The organism is Bacillus cereus group sp. MYBK79-1, assembly GCF_051915365.1.
Taxonomy (GTDB): Bacteria; Bacillota; Bacilli; order Bacillales; family Bacillaceae_G; genus Bacillus_A.
Genome location: NZ_JBQAEO010000005.1, coordinates 37,412 through 57,628 on the forward strand (window position 1 = coordinate 37,412; position 20,217 = coordinate 57,628).

Consider the following 20,217-nt stretch of genomic DNA (forward strand, 5'->3'; position numbering starts at 1 on the left):
TTTATTCATTTGTTTTTTCTTGTTTTGTTCGGCTAAATAAACTTTTAAATGATTGCAAGAATCCTTGCTCTTTCGAGGCAGCAACCATTCTTTTTGTTTCTTGAATTTCACGAATTACTTGCATAAGTTGTGTATCACGATTACTGTCTTTATTATAAATTTGATTTACGAGTTTATTCATTTTTTCTTCTTGCTTAGATTCTCGTTTATACATATGATTCATTAATAAGTCCATCTTTTCTTTTTGCAGGGCATCTGTTTGAGCGGCATGATCCACTAACTCTTGTAGCATTTTTTCTTGAGAGCCTTCTTTTACATAAACTTGTTGCATCAATTCATCTAGCTTTTCATCTTTTAAACGATTTTGGGTAATAAGGGTCGAATTTTGATGAATGATTGCTTCATTTAATTGAGCGAGCATTTCAAGTTTTAACATGAACTCCTCAAAGTTACGCCCATCTTCTTTTTCTTTCGGTTGTATTTCTTGCTTATCTTGTATAGCGGGTACAGGTGGGGCCTCTTTTTCTTTTAAAATAATAGGTATCGTTTCTGAAATATCTTCTTGTAATGTAGCAGCTCTTTCATGTATAGATTTCAATAGTTTTAAATCATCCAGTTTATAAATACGAGCATCAGCTGTTTTTGAAATCATATAACCATGTTCCTCTAACAGTTGACTATATTTACGGACTATATGTTTTGGGATGCCTGTTTTATTCGTGACATCTTTCGTTTTATAGATAGCTTCCATGTTATTTCCTCCCCAAAAAGTATCGTATATATCATTTCAATCTTTTATAAGGACTTCCTTTGAAAAAGAATGTCGGAAGGTTATTAGTTTTCTACAGCATTAGTGAAAAGATGAAGAAAAATGAGAGTTTTTGGCGGAATGGCGAAGAAGAGCTAAAATAATGTCTGAAAACATATACAGGAGAAGTTTGTTATAATAACTGAGGAAAAGAAACTGGTAGAATTATGGAGGTATACATGAAGCAATTAAAAGGTATTATCATTTCAATTATTGCAATCCTTTCTATTGTAGTAGCGGTTTATGAAGTACTTGTTCCAGAGGAAACAAGTATCAAAAAAGCAAATGCGTATGATCAAGTTCTAGAATTTCCGAAAGAGCGATATCCAGAGACAGGGAAACATATTACGGATGCTATAAAAGAAGGACATTCAGAAGTTTGTACAATAGACCGTGGTGGTGCTGCGGATAGAAGAAAATTATCGTTAGCTCCATACCCATCAAAAAAAGGGTATGATCGTGATGAATGGCCAATGGCGATGTGTAAAGAAGGCGGGAAAGGAGCACATATTGAATATATAAGTCCGGCAGATAACCGCGGGGCAGGGTCTTGGGTAGGAAATAAGTTAGATAAATACCCAGATGGTACGCGTGTGAAATTTGACGTAAAGTAGTAGTTGCATATTTCATAATGAAGGAGAAGGGGAACGATGGAGTTAACAATTTCGTATTCGCAATTAATGTTGATGAACTATGACGGTGAGCAGCCTTATGTTGACTGGACAGATGAAGATTTTGAAAGAGGTTATGCGAAGGCGGATGGAACTGTTATTTTTGAAGCACTCTCTGATTATATTTGTGAAGTAAAAGTAACCCCAGGGAAACATATTGAGAAAGAAGAAGTGGTTAGAACGGTTACAGTTCCTTTCACAGTTGAAAATGAATGTATCGTTGTAACAAGTATTCTTTCAAATAAATTTCAAATCCCTATTCCGAATGGTGAGTATACAGTTGTATTACAGGCAACTCCTCTTGAAGAACCAACGGATGATGAATTATATAAAATACAATACGAATTCTTTTTTGAAAGTAAAGAATAAAAATGGGTTATCCTCAAAAAGGATAACCCATTTTTGTTATGCGTTTGTTTTTAGCAGGGAACGAGCATCTTTTGCTGCTTGCACCATGTGTTCTAAAGCCGGGATAACTTCTTCCGTTCTTCTCGTTTTTAAACCACAATCAGGATTAATCCAGAAATATTTAGGATCGCATACTTCTAAAGATTGTTCTACGATTTTATACATTTCATCTTTACTCGGTACACGTGGGCTATGAATATCATATACACCTAGACCGATGCCTTTTTCATATGTTGTATGTTTTAATGTGTCAATAAATTCTCCATGACTTCTTGATGTTTCAATAGAAATCACATCTGCATCTAATGCGCGAATCGCGTCAACAATATCTTCGAAGTTACTGTAACACATATGAGTATGAATTTGTGTTTCATTTGCTACAGAAGAAGTTGCTAAAAGGAAGGATTGTACTGCCCATGTAATATAAGCATCCCAATCTTTTTCTTTTAGTGGCATTCCTTCACGAAGTGCTGGCTCATCGACTTGGATTACTCGAATTCCGGAAGATTCAAGTAGTTCAATTTCGTGACGAAGAGCTAATGCAATTTGATATGAAACTTCTTTTCTTGGAATGTCATTTCGAACGAAGGACCAATTTAAAATCGTAACAGGTCCAGTTAACATTCCTTTTACAACTTTCTCTGTTAAACTTTGTGCATAAACAGTTTCCTTAATAGTCATTCCGCTAATAAAGGCTACATCACCATAAATAACAGGTGGTTTTACGCAGCGGGAACCGTATGATTGAACCCAACCGTTTTTAGTGAATGAGAAACCAGCAAGGCGCTCACCAAAATATTCGACCATGTCAGTTCTTTCAAATTCACCATGTACAAGGACATCAAGACCAATTTCTTCTTGGTAACGAATCCATTTTTCTGTCTCTTTTTCAATAAATTGTTCATATTGTTCATTTGAAATAACACCGTTACGCCATTCTTTTCGCGTTTGACGAACTTCAGTTGTTTGCGGGAAGCTACCGATTGTTGTTGTTGGTAATAATGGTAACTCCAGGGCAACTTGTTGTAATTCGTATCGTTTTTCAAATGGAAGAGGGCGTGAAAAATCTTCTTCTTTTAGTGCTGTTCGTGTTGCTTTAACATCTTCTCGGTTACGTGCAGCAGATGAACGAATTGTATGATGTACATTTCGGTATGTTTCCAGCTCATTACTAATGCTTTCTGTACCTTGAGTCAGAGCGGAATGAATAAGAACTAACTCTTCTAATTTTTGATTTGCAAATGCTAACGCATCAAATAGCTCAGTCGATAAGTGAGTTTCTTCTGTTTTATCGATTGGTGTATGCAATAAGCTACAAGAAGGCTGAACGATGAAATCTTCCGTTTGGACTTGTTTTTGTAACGTTGTAAATAACGTAAGAACTTCATCAAGGTCAGCTCTCCAAATGTTACGGCCATCTATACAACCGACAGCTAAAGTTTTATCAGCTGGGAATCCATATTTTGAAATAGCATGTAGATTACCTTCTTTACCATGAACGAAATCTAAGCCAATACCGGATACAGGGAATGTAATAATTTCTTCATAGTTTTCTTCTACACTATCAAAATATGTTTGTAAAAGAAGATTCGCATTTGGAACTTCTTTACGAATAGCTTCATAAATTTCTTTTGCTTGTTGAATTTCTTCGTTTGTTAGAGAAGCGAAAATCGGTTCATCGACTTGAATAACTTGTGCACCAGCTGCATGTAGTTCTGAAAGCAGTTGTACGTAAGGTGCAACTAACTCTTTTAAAATAGTAGTAAATTGCTCCTTTGTATAGCCTTTAGCTAATTTCAAGAAAGTATATGGTCCTAAAATAACAGGTTTTCCATCTACTCCTAATTCTTGTTTCGCCTCTTCATATAAGCGAAGAGGACGATTATCTTTTAAAGAGATTTGTAATCCCTCTTCATATTCAGGAACGATATAATGATAGTTTGTGTTAAACCATTTTGTCATTTCGGAAGCTACGTGATCTTTAGAGCCACGCGCCATTGCAAAATATACATCAAGGTAAGATGTAAACTCAGAAAAACGTGATGGGATAAATCCTAGCATATAAGCAGTATCCAAAACGTGATCATAATATGTAAAGTCGCCAACTGGGATGAGTTCAATCCCTTTTTCTTGCTGTACTTTAACGTGTTGAAGGCGAATTTCTTTCATCGTAGTTAAAAATTGTTTTTCATCGATTTTATTGGACCAAAAAGCTTCCAATGTTTTTTTCCACTCTCTTTGTAGTCCGATACGTGGATAACCTAAATTACTTGTTTGAATTGCCATTTCAAATTCCTCCCTAATTGAAAGTAAGCATTTCCGTTTACTAGGAAATACCTATAACAAAAAGTATAAAGGCATAGAGAATAAGCCTTCCTTTTTGTTTTAACACCTCATCATCATCCGTGAATCTATCAGTGTTGTTAAAACAGGCAGGTCTCCTGACTTATGCTTCATATAATTTCTTTCACCTTCCCGTTTTCACAGTGGCGCTAAAAAGAAATCTCAGCATTTACAGTGGCGGGACCGTGTTGGAGTTTCACCAAGCTTCCCTTTTAAACACGAAACGAAATTTTCGTGTACCTATTTTCCTTTTGAAAGGAAGTTAACAAGCGATATGATATTGAAACAAATTCTAACACAATTTTTGGAATTTTGTCTACTGTTTTAAAATAAGAAAATTCTAAAGTTTTTCATTACAATAATTTAGAATTTTCTGATTTAAAAGAAGGTGAAGAGTGGTGGGGAAATTGAAATGAAGTACGATTAAACTTATAAAGAAGTGGGTATCTGTACAGAGAGAAGACGTCAGTTGTGTTATTTAACAATCGGTTCATGTTATATCAAAAACTAAACAACTATACGATACCCCCGTCCTAAATTAGAACGGGGGTATGCTTGTGTTAGGTTTTAAAATGAAATAACTTTATCGCCTTTTTACAGTTTCTTCTTTATAAGTTTAACCTTCATCTATATCAATTTCTGAAAGTCGCCCTGCAATTGCATCTGTGAGGAGGGTGTTTAACCACTGTAATTCAACTGTAATATGTTCAATAACACTTTGTAAAATATATAGTTGTGCACGTGGAATTTGTCCTTTGCTACAATCATAAATAGCTTGCATTTTATGTAAATATTGAACGGTATCATTTTTCTTTTTTTCTAAAATCGGAACTAACTCTCGATCATCACCAAACTGAGCGAAAGAGAGTGCCGAATAAATCGGTTTATATATTTGATTTTTTGCCTCGAATTGTTTTAATAGTAACTTGTGAAATAATTGTTTACCTTCTTCAGTTATATGAAAGATTGTTTTATCTGGTCTATTCGTATCTCGAACAATCGTGGTAATACAAATTGCACCTTGCTTTTCTAATTGCTCAAAGGCGTAGTAAAGTGATCCTTTTGCATATTTAATATAACAATCCATTTGTCTTTCTTTCATGATGTGTTGCACTTCATATGGATGTTTATCCCCTTCGAGTAGCAAGCCGAGAATGACTAATTTCATGCTCATGCTGTTTCAACTCCTATAAATAAAAACTTTATACATATTATAAACGGCATATCCATTTTCATAAAGGGATATGCCGTTTCTTTTCTCTATACTAACTTACTTGCTTTTGTTTTTGTTTCGTTTTTGGTCCTGTAAAGAGGCGTTCATTTCCCATAAGTAAAATACAAATAATACTTAGTACAGCCGGGATCAGTGCCCAGAAGAATGTACTGGCAATAGATGTAGCGAGAGCCTCTTTTATACCAGTTAATATTTCAGCTGGAATCTTCTCGGTAGCACCTTGTGATAATAAGAAACTTGTGTCTCCGCCTTGTGGAGCTAATTTAGCTAGTTCAGGAGGGAACACCGTGCTTAATTTAGTAGTAAAAATATGATTTTGAATGGTACCGAAAATTGTTACACCAAGAGTCATACCGAGTGAACGGAAGAATGAGTTTGTTGATGTAGCAGAACCACGGTCTCGCATTTCTAACTTGTGGATAGAAGACATACTTAAAACTGAGAACGAGAAACCAACTCCAAGTCCAGTGAGAACCATAAATAGTGTTACAAGTAGACGAGGTGTATCCATTGTTAAAGTGCTTAGTAAATAAATACCAATTACAAAGAAAACGCCAGATACGATCATGATGTTACGATAACTTGTTCGAGAAGCTAACTGTCCACCTGTTTGACTTCCAATTACAGAGCCAACCATCATAGGTGTTAAAATTAATCCAGCATTTGAGGCTGAACCGCCGAGAACACCTTGAACGAAGATAGGGATATAAACTGTACAGATAATAAAAGCGGCACCATAGAAGAAGGCAACGCCTTGGCTAGCTGCGAATAAAGGTTTTTTAAATAGATGGAAAGAAATGATAGGCTCGGTTGCTTTTCGTTCTACGAAGAAGAAAATAATGAGCATAATAACAACTGTTGTAAATAAACCGATAATTACAGTGGAATTCCATGCGTATTCTTTACCACCAAGTTCTAAGGCGAACATTAAGCAAACGATACTAATAACAAGTGTAATAGCGCCAGCCCAATCAATTTTTTGTTTTCTAAATTCTAGAGATTCACTGTAGTATTTAGTAATGAAGAAGAAGGAGATAAGCCCTAATGGAATATTAATATAGAAGACCCAATGCCAACTTATATAATCTGTAATATAAGCACCTAATAAAGGACCGAATACACTAGATGTCCCGAAAACCGCACCGAATAGTCCTGTCATTTTTCCGCGCTTTTCTGGTGGGAATATATCGTACATAATTGTGAAGGCAATAGGCATAAGAGCACCGCCCCCGATTCCTTGAATTGCTCTATAAATACTTAGCTGCTCAATACTAGATGCTGTTCCGCAAAGTGCGGAACCGAATAAGAAAAGAATGAGACCACCGATATAAAAACGTTTCCGTCCGTACATATCGGAAAGTTTTCCGAAGATAGGCATGCCTGCCATTGTTGCTACCATATATGCAGACGTGACCCAAACGAACTTGTCAAATCCTCCTAGGTCTCCAACGATCGTTGCCATTGCTGTTGCAACGATTGTATTATCCATTGCCGCCATTAAAATACCAAGTAGTAAACCAGCAACAACAAATTTTGTCTTGTTGGAGTCTTTTTTTGATAATTGAGATTCCAAATATAACCCTCCTTTAAAAATAAGTAAACTATATTAAGTTTTGAGTGCAGCGCATAAAAATGTAAAGGATAGTTCTTTCAAATCAATTTACACAAGTGCACAAGCCATAAAGAATATTATAGTCAAATTTGACTAAAAGGCAAACTTTTTCATCCGTCAAAATATTCTGTTGTATGGACTGCGAAAGAGTGAGTAATACTTAATGTTGGTATAAAGTCAATGAAGGAAATTGTAAAAAAATATTTCAGCAAGAATACTTTCAGTTAACAGAGGAAAAATGGTTTTTTCTTTATATTGTCGAATAGGATAAAAGGAAGAGTAATAACTATATATCGTTTGTAGCAAGCTTTATTAATATTGTGTAGAGAGGCAGAATAAGGTCGTATGAATGATGCATCTGAAATGGGGTGAATATTATTGTGGAAATATGGAAACGAATTTCGGATCAAGGAAGGCGTTCAATACCGCTACAACCGGTATTATGGATTGATGGCTCAAAAAAGGAAAACGAATGTCCTAATGTAGCAGTTACATTGCAAATCCGTAGTATGTATAAAGAAAAATTTTTATATGAACTGACCTATGATGCAAACGACATACTTATTATTCGAATTGAAGTTGAAAATAAAGGAATAGAAATGATTTCACGAGTTGTAGTAAGTCATATGATTCGAGATTATTTTGCATACATCCCAAATTCATTAAAGGCAGATAAGGGGATAAGTGAGTTTCTATTCCAGCTTGTAAGGTGGCGAATCGATAATTTATTACCGAATGAAAAGGTAGAATTAATTTGTAAAATAAAAGCAAATAAAGATAAAGCACTCAAAAACGCATTATTTCAGGCTACATATACATTTCAATATAACGGAGTATCATATGGTCCACTGCAAACAAATGAAGTTGTTGTGCGGCAATGATAAAAAGGAACCTGTATGAAAGGTTCCTTTTTTAATGAAGGTTGTGTTTTTTGAGTACTTTTTTTTGCTCGATTCCTTTTTTTCCTACATAATTATTTTTATAAACAAAATATAAAATGAAAAGAAAGGAAGCAACATTTACAATAGCATCAATTTGATCGTTTGTAATAAAGTTCACTCCGAAAGAATTAAACAGTAATTTTAATGATAATAGAAAACCTGCTAGTAAACGTATAATATCTGATAGATTCTCTTTTTGTAGCATATAAGTCACCTCTTTCTAAAACGATATATAGTATATATATGAAATAGAATAGAAATGGTAGACAAGCTTAAGCGGAAATGTACACTCAATATGTACATTTTTTATTTTGTAGAAAAACATAATTGTTATAGAAACATATATTGGTATAGAAAGGAGGAGAAGTATGAAACATAAAGGGAAAATTAGTGGGTTATTACTTGGGAATACAGTGGCAGTTACAGAATGGATTGCGCTTCAGGATGTAATTACAAAACTGGATTCGCGATCATTTTATACCGTCTTTATTATTTATATATTGCAAATGATACTCAGCTATTATTTTGGACATTGGTATGATAAAAGAGCGAGTGGGCGTATGGATACGGAAGTAGGGGGAATGGCAAGTAATGATTTTGTAGTTGATTTCTTTGAGAAAGTAGCTGCTTTATCAGAACGGGATTCTCATAATATTACAGTGTACATTCTTTCTGTGAAAGAATGGAAAGAACTAAAAGAAACAGTGCAAGAAAAAAAATTGGAGGTGTTAGTACAAAAATTGGAGAGTACGATTGTAAAGACAATTCGTAAAGGAGATGTCGTTACTAGGTGGGATGAAAATAAGTATGTTATTGTGGCGATTGATAAGGGACATGAAAAGTCGACAATAACAAATCGATTAATGAAAAATATTGAAAGTGAAATAGAAAATGGTTTGTTAAGTATGACGCTATTATTTGGAGCTGCTAGTTATCCAATAGAAGGAAAAACTTTTGAAGAATTGTTAAGAAAGGCACAAAATCAATTGTACCAGCATAGGGATTTGTAAGAAAATGAGTGAAACTTTGATTTGAAGAAATATGATATGAAGAAGTTTTGAATGTAACATTTTTTTGACTTTTATTACAAAAAGAACTTTTATTGTAATAAAAGTCTTTAAAAATATATGGAATAAGCATATAATTATGATGGATGTGTCAATGCATTTTGCACAATGTGTTTCATTTTAAAAGTGTAGAGGAAAGCATGCTCTACACTTTTCCTTTTTAGGGAATGACAAGAATAATTGTAAGTTGTTGCAAGATAGCATTTATACTGTGTAAAATGAACAAATAGATTATTTGATAGAAAGCCGGAAAGGGAATGATAGAATGATAGACGTGAGAGAACAACGATCATCTTTTATCAGGTGAATTATTATTACTGTTGTTCTTCAAATTATTATGGCTGTGATGAATTCCGTTGTACTTTTATGTAATACATAGTATGAACAGGCTTTAGAAAGTGTTAAGTAAAAGATGGATATGAAACTGCTAATTGGTTCAAAAAAGTAAAATGTAATTTTAAGTAATACAATTTGTACAAGCATTATAAACAATATCAATGATTTTCGTAGAAAAGGTGCGAGTATGGAGTTTATAGAAGGATATATAATTTTCATAGCTTTTTACACGATGATCGTATATAAGTAGGAGGAAGAAGATGTTGAAATATAGTAAATTAGCAATTGTAACTGCATTATCAATGACTTTATTAGCCGGTTGTTTCGGACCGAAACCAGAAGAGGAATTATATGTTGCATTTGAAAATGCTGCAAAGCAAGAAAAAACAATGTTTGAAGATGCAAAGAAACTTGAAACTTTAGAAAAAGAGGGACAAGAATTATATAACCAGATTGTTCAAGAAGGAAAAGATAATAATCAAGTTGTTAAGGAAAAATTGAACCAAGCAGTGAAAAATACAGATGAACGAGACAAAGTGCTTAAAAAAGAAAAAGAATCTTTAAGTAAGGCACAAGAAGAAGTAAAATCAGCAGATAAATATGTGAAGAAAATTGAAGATAAGAAATTGAAAGATCAAGCGGATAAAGTGAAAAGCACATATGAGAAACGACAAGATTCATTTAACAAGATGTATGATAGCTATAATAAATCGTTAAAACAAGAAAAAGAATTATATACAATGTTACAAGATAAAGGTACAAAATTAAAAGATATTAGTGAAAAAGTAAAAGTAGTGAATCAATCTTATAAGGATATTGAATCAGAAAAAGACAAGTTTAATGAATTTACAAAATCTTACAATACAGAAAAAATAGCTTTTTATAAACAAGCAAATATTAAAATTAAAGAAGAGAAAAAATAAAACAGTTTGGCCTACAATTGGCCAAACTGTTTTATTTTTTTGTATACGTACGACTATACCATGGGACAGGTTCACTTAATTTTTTTTCTTGTTTCAGTGCTTCAGGACCAATATAATCTTGAAGTGTTTTTTTTGCTACTGTTAAAGATAAGGTTGTTTTCGGATTTCGATAGGAGGATTCAAGATGACCAAGATGTGGTAGGATTCGAAAATCTTCTTTGGTAGGAGGAATATGGAAAAAATAATCACCTAAACGTATAAGAACATCAGATTGTTGTTGGCTAAAACGTGGATTTCTAGAAAAATGTAATCCTTCTTTAATAGCTTTTTTTTCAGCAATTAAGCGTTCTAAAGCCGTCTTTTTTAACCAGTATAAATACTTCGGATTAGTTGCAGCTTTAGCATGACGATTCACAACGAAAATAGATTGAGCTAGTCGATTAATAGAATGTTGGTTTTGTAATTGAGATTGTGGTTGTGAAGGTTTCATATTGAATCTCCTTTCAATTTTTCATTATTATAACATAAATAAAAGAGGTTTTTATTATATGCAAAAAGTGATTGTATATATTTTCAATATTAAAGCAATATTGTTACAAAAAACAACTATTTTGTATAATAGTAATAGAATGTGCTTTAGAAATTTGATAATGAAAGAGTGAGAAGTTTGAAAGAAATATTAAAACAGCAATATGCCATTATAGATATTGGATCTAATACAATGCGTTTAGTTATTTATGAAAAGCAAAACGGAGGTTTTTATAAGGAGATTGAAAATACGAAAGTGGTTGCTCGGTTAAGGAATTACTTAATTGATGGTGTGTTGATTGAAGAAGGAATAGAGGTATTGTTACAAACATTATTTCAATTTCAAGAAAGTACGCGATTCCACCAGTTGCATCATGTACTTTGTGTTGCAACAGCAACAATTAGACAGGCTGAGAATCAAGAGGCAGTTAAAAAACTGGTTGAAGGACAAACAGACTTTACTCTTAGAGTATTATCAGAATATGAGGAAGCACGTTACGGCTATTTAGCAGTTATGAATTCAACTTCGTTCTCTGAAGGAATTACAGTAGATATTGGTGGAGGAAGTACAGAAGTTACATACTTTCGAAATAGAGAGATTCTAGAGTACCATAGCTTTCCTTTTGGAGCACTTTCTTTAAAGCAACAATTTATTAAAGAGGATATACCTACTGAAGACGAGTTGGAAAAGATTCAAACGTACTTAGAATATCAATTTCAAACATTACCATGGTTAATTGATAAGAAATTGCCTCTTATTGCAATTGGTGGTAGTGCGAGGAACTTAGTGAAAATCCATCAAAATTTAATTTGTTATCCTATAGCAGGGGTACATTTATATAAAATGAAAGAAGAAGATATTAAAAATGTGAAAGAAGAATTGGAAGCATTGTCGTTCATAGAACTTCAAAAATTGGAAGGATTGGCAAAAGATCGAGCAGATACAATTATTCCAGCAGTCGAAGTTTTTCATACGCTTGTTAATGTTATAGAGGCACCAGCATTTGTGTTAAGTAGAAAAGGGTTACGAGAAGGTGTTTTCTATGAAGAGTTAACAAAAGATTTAGGGATTTCATATTATCCGAACGTAGTCGAAGAAAGTTTACATTTATTATCACATGAATATGAAGTGGATATGGAATTTGTAATTCAGCTTATTAAACATGGAAGAGTGATTTGTCAACAGCTTGAAGAAACAGGGCTAATTACTATGTCAGTAAACGACTGGGCAATATTCCATCAAGCAGCGAAAGTATTTAATATAGGCAAATATATAGACGAAGAAGCGAGCCGCCTACATACGTTTTATTTATTAGCGAATAAAACAATTGATGGTATGATGCATAAAGAGCGAGTTAGATTAGCGCTTATTGCGTCTTATAAATCAAAAATGTTATTCAAACAACATTTGTCTCCATTTGAAGGATGGTTTGATAAAAACGAACAAAAAAAAATTCGCCTATTAGGCGCTGTTTTACAATTTTCAGCAGCTCTAAATATAAGACAAAGATCGCTTGTTGAATCGATATCTATAACAGAAAGTAAAGAAGGATTAACATGTAAAATTGTATGTGAGCAATCGGCATTAGCGGAAAAAGTGCAAGCTGAAAAACAAAAAAAGCAGCTGGAAAGAGTATTGAAAACGCCTATCCATTTATCCTTTGAATCAAAATGTTAAGTTGTACGGATGTCTTTACAAAAAATTAACACTTTGGAATATTGTAATTTGCTAAAATGAAAGTAACTAAATTATAGTAAAAAAGTTTCAAGGGAAGTGTGAAGAGGATGGAAATGTTGAAGGGGAATATAGTTAATTTAAATGATACAGCTTATTACAACAATAGAGAACTAAGTTGGTTAGCATTTAATGAACGTGTACTACAAGAAGCACAGGATGAAACGAATCCGCTCTTGGAAAGATTAAAGTTTATTAGCATTTTCAGCTCGAATTTGGATGAATTCTTTATGGTACGCGTGGCAGGATTGAAGGATCAAGTGAGTGCGGGGTTTAACCAACCAGAAAATAAGGCTGGATTAACACCAAAAAAGCAATTAAATAAAATTGCGATAAAGGCTCATGAACTAATGACTGTACAATATGATACGTTTAAAAATTATGTATTGCCAGCACTGGAGCTAGAGGGGATTGAGCGTTTAACGTTCCATGATTTGACGAAAGAACAGAGAGAATTCATAGAAGAGTACTTTGATGAGCAAATTTTCCCAGTCTTAACACCTGTAGCTATCGATGCATATCGTCCATTTCCGATGTTATTAAATAAAAGTTTGAATTTAGCTACTCTTTTATATGATGAGAAACAAGTGGAGGAAGAAAACCGTACGAAGTTAGGGATTGTACAAGTTCCTTCATTACTTGAACGTTTCATATTTTTGCCGAGTGAAGGGCAAAAGCATAAATTTATTTTATTAGAAGATATAATTAGTGGTTTTACTCATAAATTATTTACAGGATATAAAGTGTCGTCTGTTACTCGTTTCCGTATTACACGTAATGCGGATTTAACGATTCATGAAGAAGGTGCGAGGGATTTATTAAAGGTAATTGAAAAGGAATTAAAGAAGCGTAAGTGGGGAGCTGCTGTACGTTTAGAAGTTGGCAAAGAGCATATTGATGAAAGAGTGTTAGCATTATTATATGAGGTGTTGGAAGTAAAAGATGAAGATGTATATATAATGGATGGACCGTTAGATTTAACATGTCTATTTTCCTTATATAAAAAACTAGCTCCTTTATATGAACATCTAGTATATCCGGCTCTTATTCCGCAACGCCCTCAAGACTTAGGGGATGCGGAAGATGTTTTTGAAAAAGTAATTGAGCATGATATTTTATTACACCATCCATTTGAATCGTTTCAGCCAGTAGTTGATTTTGTACGTGATGCGGCAGACGATCCGAATGTACTTGCAATCAAACAAACGTTATACCGAGTAAGTGGAGATTCACCGATTATTCAGGCATTAAAGGTAGCCGCTGAAAAAGGAAAACAAGTGACGGTATTAGTTGAATTAAAGGCAAGATTTGACGAAGAAAATAATGTGAATTGGGCTAAAGAATTGGAACAGGCAGGCTGTCACGTTATTTACGGTGTAAGTCATTTGAAAACACATAGTAAAATTACGCTAGTTGTAAGAAGAAAAAATGGAAAAATCGAAAGGTTCGTACATCTCGGGACTGGAAATTATAATGATGCAACAGCAAAGTTATATACTGATTTCGGGTATATTACATCACGAAAAGACTTTGGGGTTGATGCAACAAATTTCTTTAACTATTTAAGTGGTTATACAACAAAGCCACATTTTCATCACTTATCGGTTGCACCATTTGATATAAGAGAGCAATTTATCGATTTAATAGATGAAGAAATTCGTTATCATAGGCAATATGGAAATGGATATATTATCGCCAAGATGAATTCATTAACAGACAAACCATTAATAAAAAAAATGTATGAAGCATCACAAGCTGGAGTAAAGGTAGAGCTTATCGTTCGAGGAACATGTTGTTTAAGGCCTGGTATTCCAAATGTAAGTGAAAATATTCGTGTAGTTAGTGTTGTCGGGAGATATTTAGAACATAGTAGAATTTATTATTTCCATCATAATGGAGAAGAGAAAATATACTTATCTTCAGCTGACTGGATGACACGAAATATGGAGAAGCGAGTAGAAATATCTTTCCCAATATTAGATATTGAAATGAAGGCGAGAATTAAGGCGATTTTACAACTTACATTAGCTGATAATGTGAAAACACGTGAACAAAATAAATCTGGTGACTACTACTATGTTATTAATAGTAGTACAGAAGAAATTGATAGCCAAGTGAAGTTGTTTAAGATGGCGTATCAAAACACGGATGCTGAATAATGAGAACAAAGTAAAAAAACCTCTTAAAAAAGAGGTTTTTTTACTTTGTTCTCTACTTATTATACGTTCTCTAAATAGAAGGATGCGTAGAGAGAATAGTTTTTATTGTAAGCATGTTAATGGATCATGAATCGGTTAAGAAAGGAAATAACATTGGTAGAATTGTTGCGGTACATTAATAATAGTATGGTTGTTGACAAGGTCCACCATAACAAGGATAAGGTGTTGGCGGTGGGAAAGGTGGTGGATATGGTGGGTAATACGGTCTAGGACCGAAAGCTAATGCTCCGCCGAGCAGTCCACCGGCAATACCAGCTAGAAATGGGACGCCAAAAAACGGCAAAAAGCGTGAGTCGCCTACTGGACCAATAGGTGCTGAACGGACTGGGATTGGTTGATAATATGGATACATGAAAAAACCTCCTTTATTGGACTCACTTTTATCATATGGTAAATGAAACATGGATGAGCGCGTACAAGAAAGGTTATGTAAGAAAATAGGCGAATTATTACGAATGTTGGAGCGTGAAAATCGTAATTTCAGGTTTTGACATAAATCGGAATGGGACACGTGTTCTTCCAAGGCCTCGATTGACATAGAGAGCTAAATCTTGAATCGTATAGAAACCTTCTACATAGTTTTTAGCGAGTGATGGGGTAATAATTGCGCCTAAAAAGGGAAGTTGTACTTGTCCACCATGGCTATGACCAGAAAGCTGTAAGTTAACTGGATATTGAGCAATTTTGGGTGCAATATCTGGCTCGTGAACAAGAACAATGTTATAAGTGTTTTGCTTCGCGTGATGTAATGTCTCCTCTATTTTTGGTTTGCCTAGTAGTATATCATCAAGACCGAAAATTGAAATTTCACTATTATCCAGTAGACGAATTTTCTTTTCACTATTTAGTAACAGTTCAAATCCCGATTCGCGCATGATGTGTTCGTAGTACTCTGTTCCATATCCGCCGTGATCATGGTTACCATAAATAGAAAATTTGCCGAAGGGTGCTTGTATATTTTTTAAAATAGATGCAACGAAAGGTGTGTCAGTATACGTTTGATAATTATCAATGAGATCGCCAGTAAAAAGAACAATATCAGGTTTTACAGCATTAATTTTAGAAACGATTTGAGATAAATGTTGAAGAGAGAAATAGTATCCGAGATGTAAATCGCTAAATTGAAGAATCTTCATACCATTGAAACTTTTTGGTATGAGTTGTGATGTAAGTGTACGTTCTGTAAAAGAAAGTAGATGAGGCTCAATATACTTAGCGTAATAGTATCCGATGCTAGTGGTTATAAATGAATATAGACAAGTGCGCATGCCAGTTTTTAAAAAATCTCTTCTTGTAATTTTCTTCATAAAAATATGAGTATACCTATTTGACTTGTATTACATGTGTTCGTTATATACAGGTTACTCAAATCTCCTTTCAGTTTATTTAAAATATATTTTAAATAATACAAAAGTAGTATAGATTACGAAAAAAACGAATGAAAAGAAACCTCTTTACGTTAAAATATCAGAAAAGTTTAAAAATATAAAGATTTCTATTAAATAAAATGATAAAATGAATGTGTATTCATTTTTTGGAGGGGATGTATGTGAAAGAAAAGGTAGTTATTATAACAGGTGGATCGAGCGGAATGGGGAAAGGAATGGCAACTCGTTTTGCAAAAGAAGGGGCACGAGTTGTTATTACAGGACGTACAAAGGCAAAGCTAGAGGAAACAAAGTTGGAAATTGAACAATTTCCAGGGCAAATATTACCTGTGCAAATGGATGTAAGAAATACGGATGACATTCAGAAAATGATTGAACAGATTGATGAGAAGTTTGGACGAATTGATGTTTTAATAAACAATGCAGCTGGAAACTTTATTTGTCCAGCAGAAGATTTGTCCGTGAATGGCTGGAATTCAGTCATTAATATAGTGTTAAACGGTACATTTTACTGTAGCCATGCTGTCGGGAAATATTGGATTGAAAAAGGTATAAAGGGGAACATCATTAACATGGTAGCAACATATGCATGGGATGCAGGTCCGGGCGTTATTCATTCGGCTGCAGCGAAGGCTGGAGTATTAGCAATGACGAAGACACTCGCTGTTGAGTGGGGACGTAAATATGGAATACGAGTCAACGCTATCGCGCCAGGACCTATTGAACGTACGGGCGGTGCTGATAAATTATGGATTTCAGAAGAAATGGCTAAACGTACGATACAAAGTGTTCCGCTTGGAAGACTGGGTACGCCAGAAGAAATTGCAGGTCTAGCTTATTATTTATGTTCAGATGAAGCTGCGTACATAAATGGAACTTGCATGACAATGGATGGAGGACAACATTTACATCAATATCCATTTTAAAAGGGATGAGAAAATGAATGTTTGATTCATTTTTTACGGTTAAATGTGACGGAATTGTGACATATGAAAGAAAAGTGTTTACAAGAGGTCATATATACGTTATATTTAAGACCTCTTTTTTCTTCATAGTAGAATTGCTAATTCCCCTTAGCATTTTACCCCTCTAATCCCTTCAGGAAAACTGAAGGGATTTTTTATTATTTTTCCGTAAATATCATGTTATAATTTTGAAAAGTAAAGGGAGGGAAGCATGTTGATAGATGCATTAGATGTAATGAGTAACTTGGATAAAGTCCTTCCTTATTATCAAGCTATTTTTAGTGCTGATGAGCATACTGTAATTGGATATGAAGTAGTAGGACGTATTCAAACAGAAGAGGGCATACAAAGTTTAGCTTCTTTCTTTCATGATGATTCTATTCCAAGTGAGTTTCAACTGGAAGCGGATAACATTATAGTAGAAAAAGCTTTAAATCGCTATTTAGAAAGTGATCAAAAACTATTATTATTTATACATCGGAATGCGAACGTATTAATGAACGATGATGATGAAAGTTTACTTCAACTTTTATTGATGTATGAAGAACAAGGTTTAAATTTGAAACACATTGTTTTAGAAATTACAGAACATGAATGTAAAGAAGATATAGAGCAATTTAATCATTTGCTTATGTATTATCGTACATATGGTATTCAAATTTCGATTAATAAAGTCGGAACGGGTACAAGTAATTTAGAACGTATTAGCGTGTTAGCACCGGATATTTTAAAAGTAGATTTAACAAACTTAAGGCAAACTGCACTTTTACAATCTTATCAAGATATTTTATATTCTTTATCATTACTTGCTAGAAGAATTGGTGCGACATTGTTATATGAAGAAATAGATGCTTTTTATCAACTACAATATGCTTGGAAAAACGGTGGTAGATATTATCAAGGTAATTATTTGAAAGAGTGCTTACCTGATTTTATTGAAACGAACGTTTTGAAAGAACGACTTGGTAATGAGTGTCATCAATTTATTCAACATGAGAAGAAGAAATTACAAAAAATTTATAATTTAACAGAAATGTTACGTGATCGAATTGGTGATGTTCTAGCCAAACAGAAAAAGAATGAAGATATAAATGATTGGTTATTACAATTTAGCCAAAGTGTATCACAGTGTAGTTTCCGCATATTTATTTGTAACGAAGATGGTTTCCAACAATCAGGAAACGTTATGAAAAAAGATGGGGAATGGATTGTGATGCCTGAGTATTATATGAAGAACTGGAGTTGGCGTCCGTATTTTCTAGAAAATATTATGAAAATGCGTTTTGAGAATAAGGCAAGACTTTCAGATTTATATGCTGATATTGAAACCGGTGAGATGGTACGAACATTTTCCTTCCCAATTGATGATGAAAACTTTTTATTTATAGATTTATCGTATGAATATTTATATGAAGAAGATGTTTTATTTTAATGCACGAAGAGATTCGTGCATTTTTTGTTTATTTTTATCATAAATTGGTAATAGTGAAAATGGTGATGAAAATGCTGTCTATCGTTGTAAAGATTTTACGAACGAAACCACCCCTGTCTTTGCATAATCATTGTTACAATGAATACTACAAAGACAAGTTTTCTTAAAAGGAAGGTGAAAAAATGAGGAAATATGGAATATGGTTAGTTCTATTTGTATGCGTTGCCTTTCTAGTTGGTTATAGTGTCACAACTGTTTTAGGAAAAGAGGAAGTGAAAGTCGATCGGGAAGAAGTGTTTACAACGATACAAAAGGGCTATGAAACCCAATTTTCACTTCGTGGGAAGCATTTGCCGATGAATAAGATGATAGAAACGTTATCACCGTATTTTACAGAGAATTTCCTTCAAGTATTTACAGATGAAAATAGTAGAAGTGATAAACAAAGTGGTGAATATTTACTTCCAGCAAAAGAAGCGCCATTTTCTTTTCATTCAGAAACGAAAATGTCATATGATGAAGAGCATAAAATTTTATATGTATATGAACGGGCGAAAAGTGGACAATATCAAATTGTAACATTGCAAAGAGATCAAGGGAAATGGAAATTGGCAGGATATCATGAAAGCCAAGAACTTTTAACTGAAATAAAAAGGTTACAACAATTATAAAGTGAAACTTTAATTAGTAGGGGACATTCCTGCTGAGTATTAACCCGCCACAATTGGATGTTTATTTCCAGAAAATAGCGGGATAAGAATAGGAATAGGTCTTTACCTATCCCTATTCTAGATTGAGAAGTTGTTGTAATTTTTCAATTTGAAAACCAGCAACAACTTCTCCGTCAATTACAACCGTTGGAGTTGAATACGAATCATAGTCATATAAAAGACGATTGCGTGCAGCGGCGTCTTTTTTTACGTCAAATTCTTCATATACAACGTTATTATGTTTTAAAAATTCTTTCACAATGACACATGGCGGACAATCAGGTTGTGTGTAAACCTCAATTTTTTTCATTGCAATTCCTCCTTTTTACTGTTTTTTATTATATTCTTCCAGTATGAAAATCGCAATAAAGAAGGGAAAAGATGTTCTTTCTGTTATTTCCTTCGTATTTCGACAAATTTTTAGTTGAGTTTCTGGCCAATAACCTTTATCCTAGAGTGTGGAACATTTTTTCTGTTATGACGGATAGAATGAGTATAGCTGTAAAACCTATTGGTAGGAAGATCAGAGAAAGGAGAGATTTCATGTCTCTACTCCAAGGAATTTTAACTCGACTTGTTAGTCTACAAGAACAAGCTGAAAGCGGTGAAGTAGCACAACGCTATTTTGAAGTGAACGGTGAACGCAAATGTAGCGTGAAATTTTTCGATAAAAGTGAAATGTATGAGTTAGAAGTGTATCAACAAGGTGAAAAACCTCAAGTGTATCAATTCGATAATATCGACATGGTTGCAATTGAGATTTACGATATCATTTCTTGATACATATAAAAAAGGTGTTGCCATACGGCAGCACCTTTTTTAGTTCTATTACTTTTTAGCATATATGTATAGGGATTTTTCATTTTTCCTACAATGGTAATAAAGTGAAATTGTAAT

General features: G+C 33.7%; 20 protein-coding genes and 1 riboswitch. Of the genes, 11 read left to right on the forward strand and 9 right to left on the reverse strand.

Annotated features, from left to right (window positions below):
* Position 1: 1 nt before the first annotated feature.
* A complete protein-coding gene (locus tag ACTFOB_RS10600) occupies positions 2-751 on the reverse strand; it encodes a DUF3967 domain-containing protein (RefSeq protein ID WP_151632842.1) in 750 nt (249 codons plus the stop codon).
* A 236-nt stretch (positions 752-987) separates the two neighbouring features.
* On the opposite strand from ACTFOB_RS10600, the gene nucA reads away from it, so the two are divergent.
* Together nucA and comJ are read left to right on the forward strand one after the other, a co-directional pair.
* Entirely contained in the window at positions 988-1,422 is a 435-nt protein-coding gene (nucA, locus tag ACTFOB_RS10605; protein ID WP_440025894.1) for a DNA-entry nuclease, read from the forward strand.
* Between the two features lie 36 nt (positions 1,423-1,458).
* Positions 1,459-1,848: a competence protein ComJ gene (comJ, locus tag ACTFOB_RS10610; RefSeq protein WP_440025895.1), complete on the forward strand. Its 390-nt coding sequence runs from the start codon at positions 1,459-1,461 to the stop codon at positions 1,846-1,848.
* A 36-nt stretch (positions 1,849-1,884) separates the two neighbouring features.
* On the opposite strand, the gene metE is transcribed toward comJ, so the two are convergent.
* The 3 genes from metE to ACTFOB_RS10625 form a co-directional block, all read right to left on the reverse strand.
* The gene (gene metE, locus ACTFOB_RS10615) at positions 1,885-4,173 is read right to left on the reverse strand and encodes a 5-methyltetrahydropteroyltriglutamate--homocysteine S-methyltransferase (RefSeq protein WP_440025896.1); all 2,289 of its coding nucleotides are present in this window, start codon (positions 4,171-4,173) and stop codon (positions 1,885-1,887) included.
* Positions 4,174-4,301: 128 nt separating this feature from the next.
* A riboswitch (cobalamin riboswitch) is annotated at positions 4,302-4,489 on the reverse strand.
* A gap of 357 nt (positions 4,490-4,846) precedes the next feature.
* Entirely contained in the window at positions 4,847-5,404 is a 558-nt protein-coding gene (locus ACTFOB_RS10620) for a PadR family transcriptional regulator (RefSeq protein WP_212955702.1), read from the reverse strand.
* Positions 5,405-5,495: 91 nt separating this feature from the next.
* A complete protein-coding gene (locus tag ACTFOB_RS10625; RefSeq protein WP_440025897.1) occupies positions 5,496-7,037 on the reverse strand; it encodes an MDR family MFS transporter in 1,542 nt (513 codons plus the stop codon).
* Between the two features lie 419 nt (positions 7,038-7,456).
* On the opposite strand from ACTFOB_RS10625, the gene ACTFOB_RS10630 reads away from it, so the two are divergent.
* Positions 7,457-7,957 (forward strand): hypothetical protein, encoded by a 501-nt coding sequence (locus ACTFOB_RS10630; RefSeq protein WP_440025898.1) that lies wholly within the window; start codon positions 7,457-7,459, stop codon positions 7,955-7,957.
* A 31-nt stretch (positions 7,958-7,988) separates the two neighbouring features.
* Here the strand turns inward: ACTFOB_RS10630 and ACTFOB_RS10635 are convergent, their stop codons facing one another.
* Positions 7,989-8,222: an SPP1 phage holin family protein gene (locus ACTFOB_RS10635; RefSeq protein WP_440025899.1), complete on the reverse strand. Its 234-nt coding sequence runs from the start codon at positions 8,220-8,222 to the stop codon at positions 7,989-7,991.
* A gap of 163 nt (positions 8,223-8,385) precedes the next feature.
* On the opposite strand from ACTFOB_RS10635, the gene ACTFOB_RS10640 reads away from it, so the two are divergent.
* Positions 8,386-9,027: a diguanylate cyclase domain-containing protein gene (locus ACTFOB_RS10640; protein WP_440025900.1), complete on the forward strand. Its 642-nt coding sequence runs from the start codon at positions 8,386-8,388 to the stop codon at positions 9,025-9,027.
* A 653-nt stretch (positions 9,028-9,680) separates the two neighbouring features.
* Complete coding sequence (locus ACTFOB_RS10645) at positions 9,681-10,343, forward strand: YkyA family protein (protein WP_151632819.1); 663 nt, start codon at positions 9,681-9,683, stop codon at positions 10,341-10,343.
* Positions 10,344-10,374: 31 nt separating this feature from the next.
* Here ACTFOB_RS10645 and ACTFOB_RS10650 read toward each other — a convergent pair whose 3' ends face one another.
* Positions 10,375-10,833 (reverse strand): YkyB family protein, encoded by a 459-nt coding sequence (locus ACTFOB_RS10650; RefSeq protein WP_000804864.1) that lies wholly within the window; start codon positions 10,831-10,833, stop codon positions 10,375-10,377.
* 177 nt (positions 10,834-11,010) lie between these two features.
* Here ACTFOB_RS10650 and ppx point away from each other — a divergent pair, with 177 nt between their 5' ends.
* Positions 11,011-12,549 carry an exopolyphosphatase gene (gene ppx, locus ACTFOB_RS10655; RefSeq protein WP_440025901.1) on the forward strand — a complete coding sequence of 513 codons (1,539 nt, stop codon included), beginning with the start codon at positions 11,011-11,013 and terminating at the stop codon, positions 12,547-12,549.
* Positions 12,550-12,656: 107 nt separating this feature from the next.
* Complete coding sequence (locus ACTFOB_RS10660) at positions 12,657-14,765, forward strand: polyphosphate kinase (RefSeq protein ID WP_440025902.1); 2,109 nt, start codon at positions 12,657-12,659, stop codon at positions 14,763-14,765.
* Between the two features lie 175 nt (positions 14,766-14,940).
* Here the strand turns inward: ACTFOB_RS10660 and ACTFOB_RS10665 are convergent, their stop codons facing one another.
* Both ACTFOB_RS10665 and ACTFOB_RS10670 read right to left on the reverse strand, forming a co-directional pair.
* The gene (locus tag ACTFOB_RS10665; RefSeq protein ID WP_076539903.1) at positions 14,941-15,177 is read right to left on the reverse strand and encodes a hypothetical protein; all 237 of its coding nucleotides are present in this window, start codon (positions 15,175-15,177) and stop codon (positions 14,941-14,943) included.
* A gap of 97 nt (positions 15,178-15,274) precedes the next feature.
* Entirely contained in the window at positions 15,275-16,132 is an 858-nt protein-coding gene (locus ACTFOB_RS10670) for a metallophosphoesterase (RefSeq protein WP_440025903.1), read from the reverse strand.
* Between the two features lie 242 nt (positions 16,133-16,374).
* On the opposite strand from ACTFOB_RS10670, the gene fadH reads away from it, so the two are divergent.
* The 3 genes from fadH to ACTFOB_RS10685 all read left to right on the forward strand — a co-directional run bounded on the left by fadH (position 16,375) and on the right by ACTFOB_RS10685 (position 19,281).
* Positions 16,375-17,139 carry a 2,4-dienoyl-CoA reductase gene (gene fadH / locus ACTFOB_RS10675; protein ID WP_440025904.1) on the forward strand — a complete coding sequence of 255 codons (765 nt, stop codon included), beginning with the start codon at positions 16,375-16,377 and terminating at the stop codon, positions 17,137-17,139.
* A 253-nt stretch (positions 17,140-17,392) separates the two neighbouring features.
* Positions 17,393-18,610 (forward strand): EAL domain-containing protein, encoded by a 1,218-nt coding sequence (locus ACTFOB_RS10680; RefSeq protein ID WP_000564300.1) that lies wholly within the window; start codon positions 17,393-17,395, stop codon positions 18,608-18,610.
* A 182-nt stretch (positions 18,611-18,792) separates the two neighbouring features.
* Positions 18,793-19,281 (forward strand): DUF3993 domain-containing protein, encoded by a 489-nt coding sequence (locus ACTFOB_RS10685; RefSeq protein WP_151632807.1) that lies wholly within the window; start codon positions 18,793-18,795, stop codon positions 19,279-19,281.
* Positions 19,282-19,393: 112 nt separating this feature from the next.
* Here ACTFOB_RS10685 and ACTFOB_RS10690 read toward each other — a convergent pair whose 3' ends face one another.
* The gene (locus ACTFOB_RS10690) at positions 19,394-19,630 is read right to left on the reverse strand and encodes a glutaredoxin family protein (RefSeq protein ID WP_048530732.1); all 237 of its coding nucleotides are present in this window, start codon (positions 19,628-19,630) and stop codon (positions 19,394-19,396) included.
* Between the two features lie 233 nt (positions 19,631-19,863).
* On the opposite strand from ACTFOB_RS10690, the gene ACTFOB_RS10695 reads away from it, so the two are divergent.
* A complete protein-coding gene (locus ACTFOB_RS10695) occupies positions 19,864-20,100 on the forward strand; it encodes a YkuJ family protein (RefSeq protein ID WP_000055151.1) in 237 nt (78 codons plus the stop codon).
* The last annotated feature ends 117 nt before the right edge of the window (positions 20,101-20,217 follow it).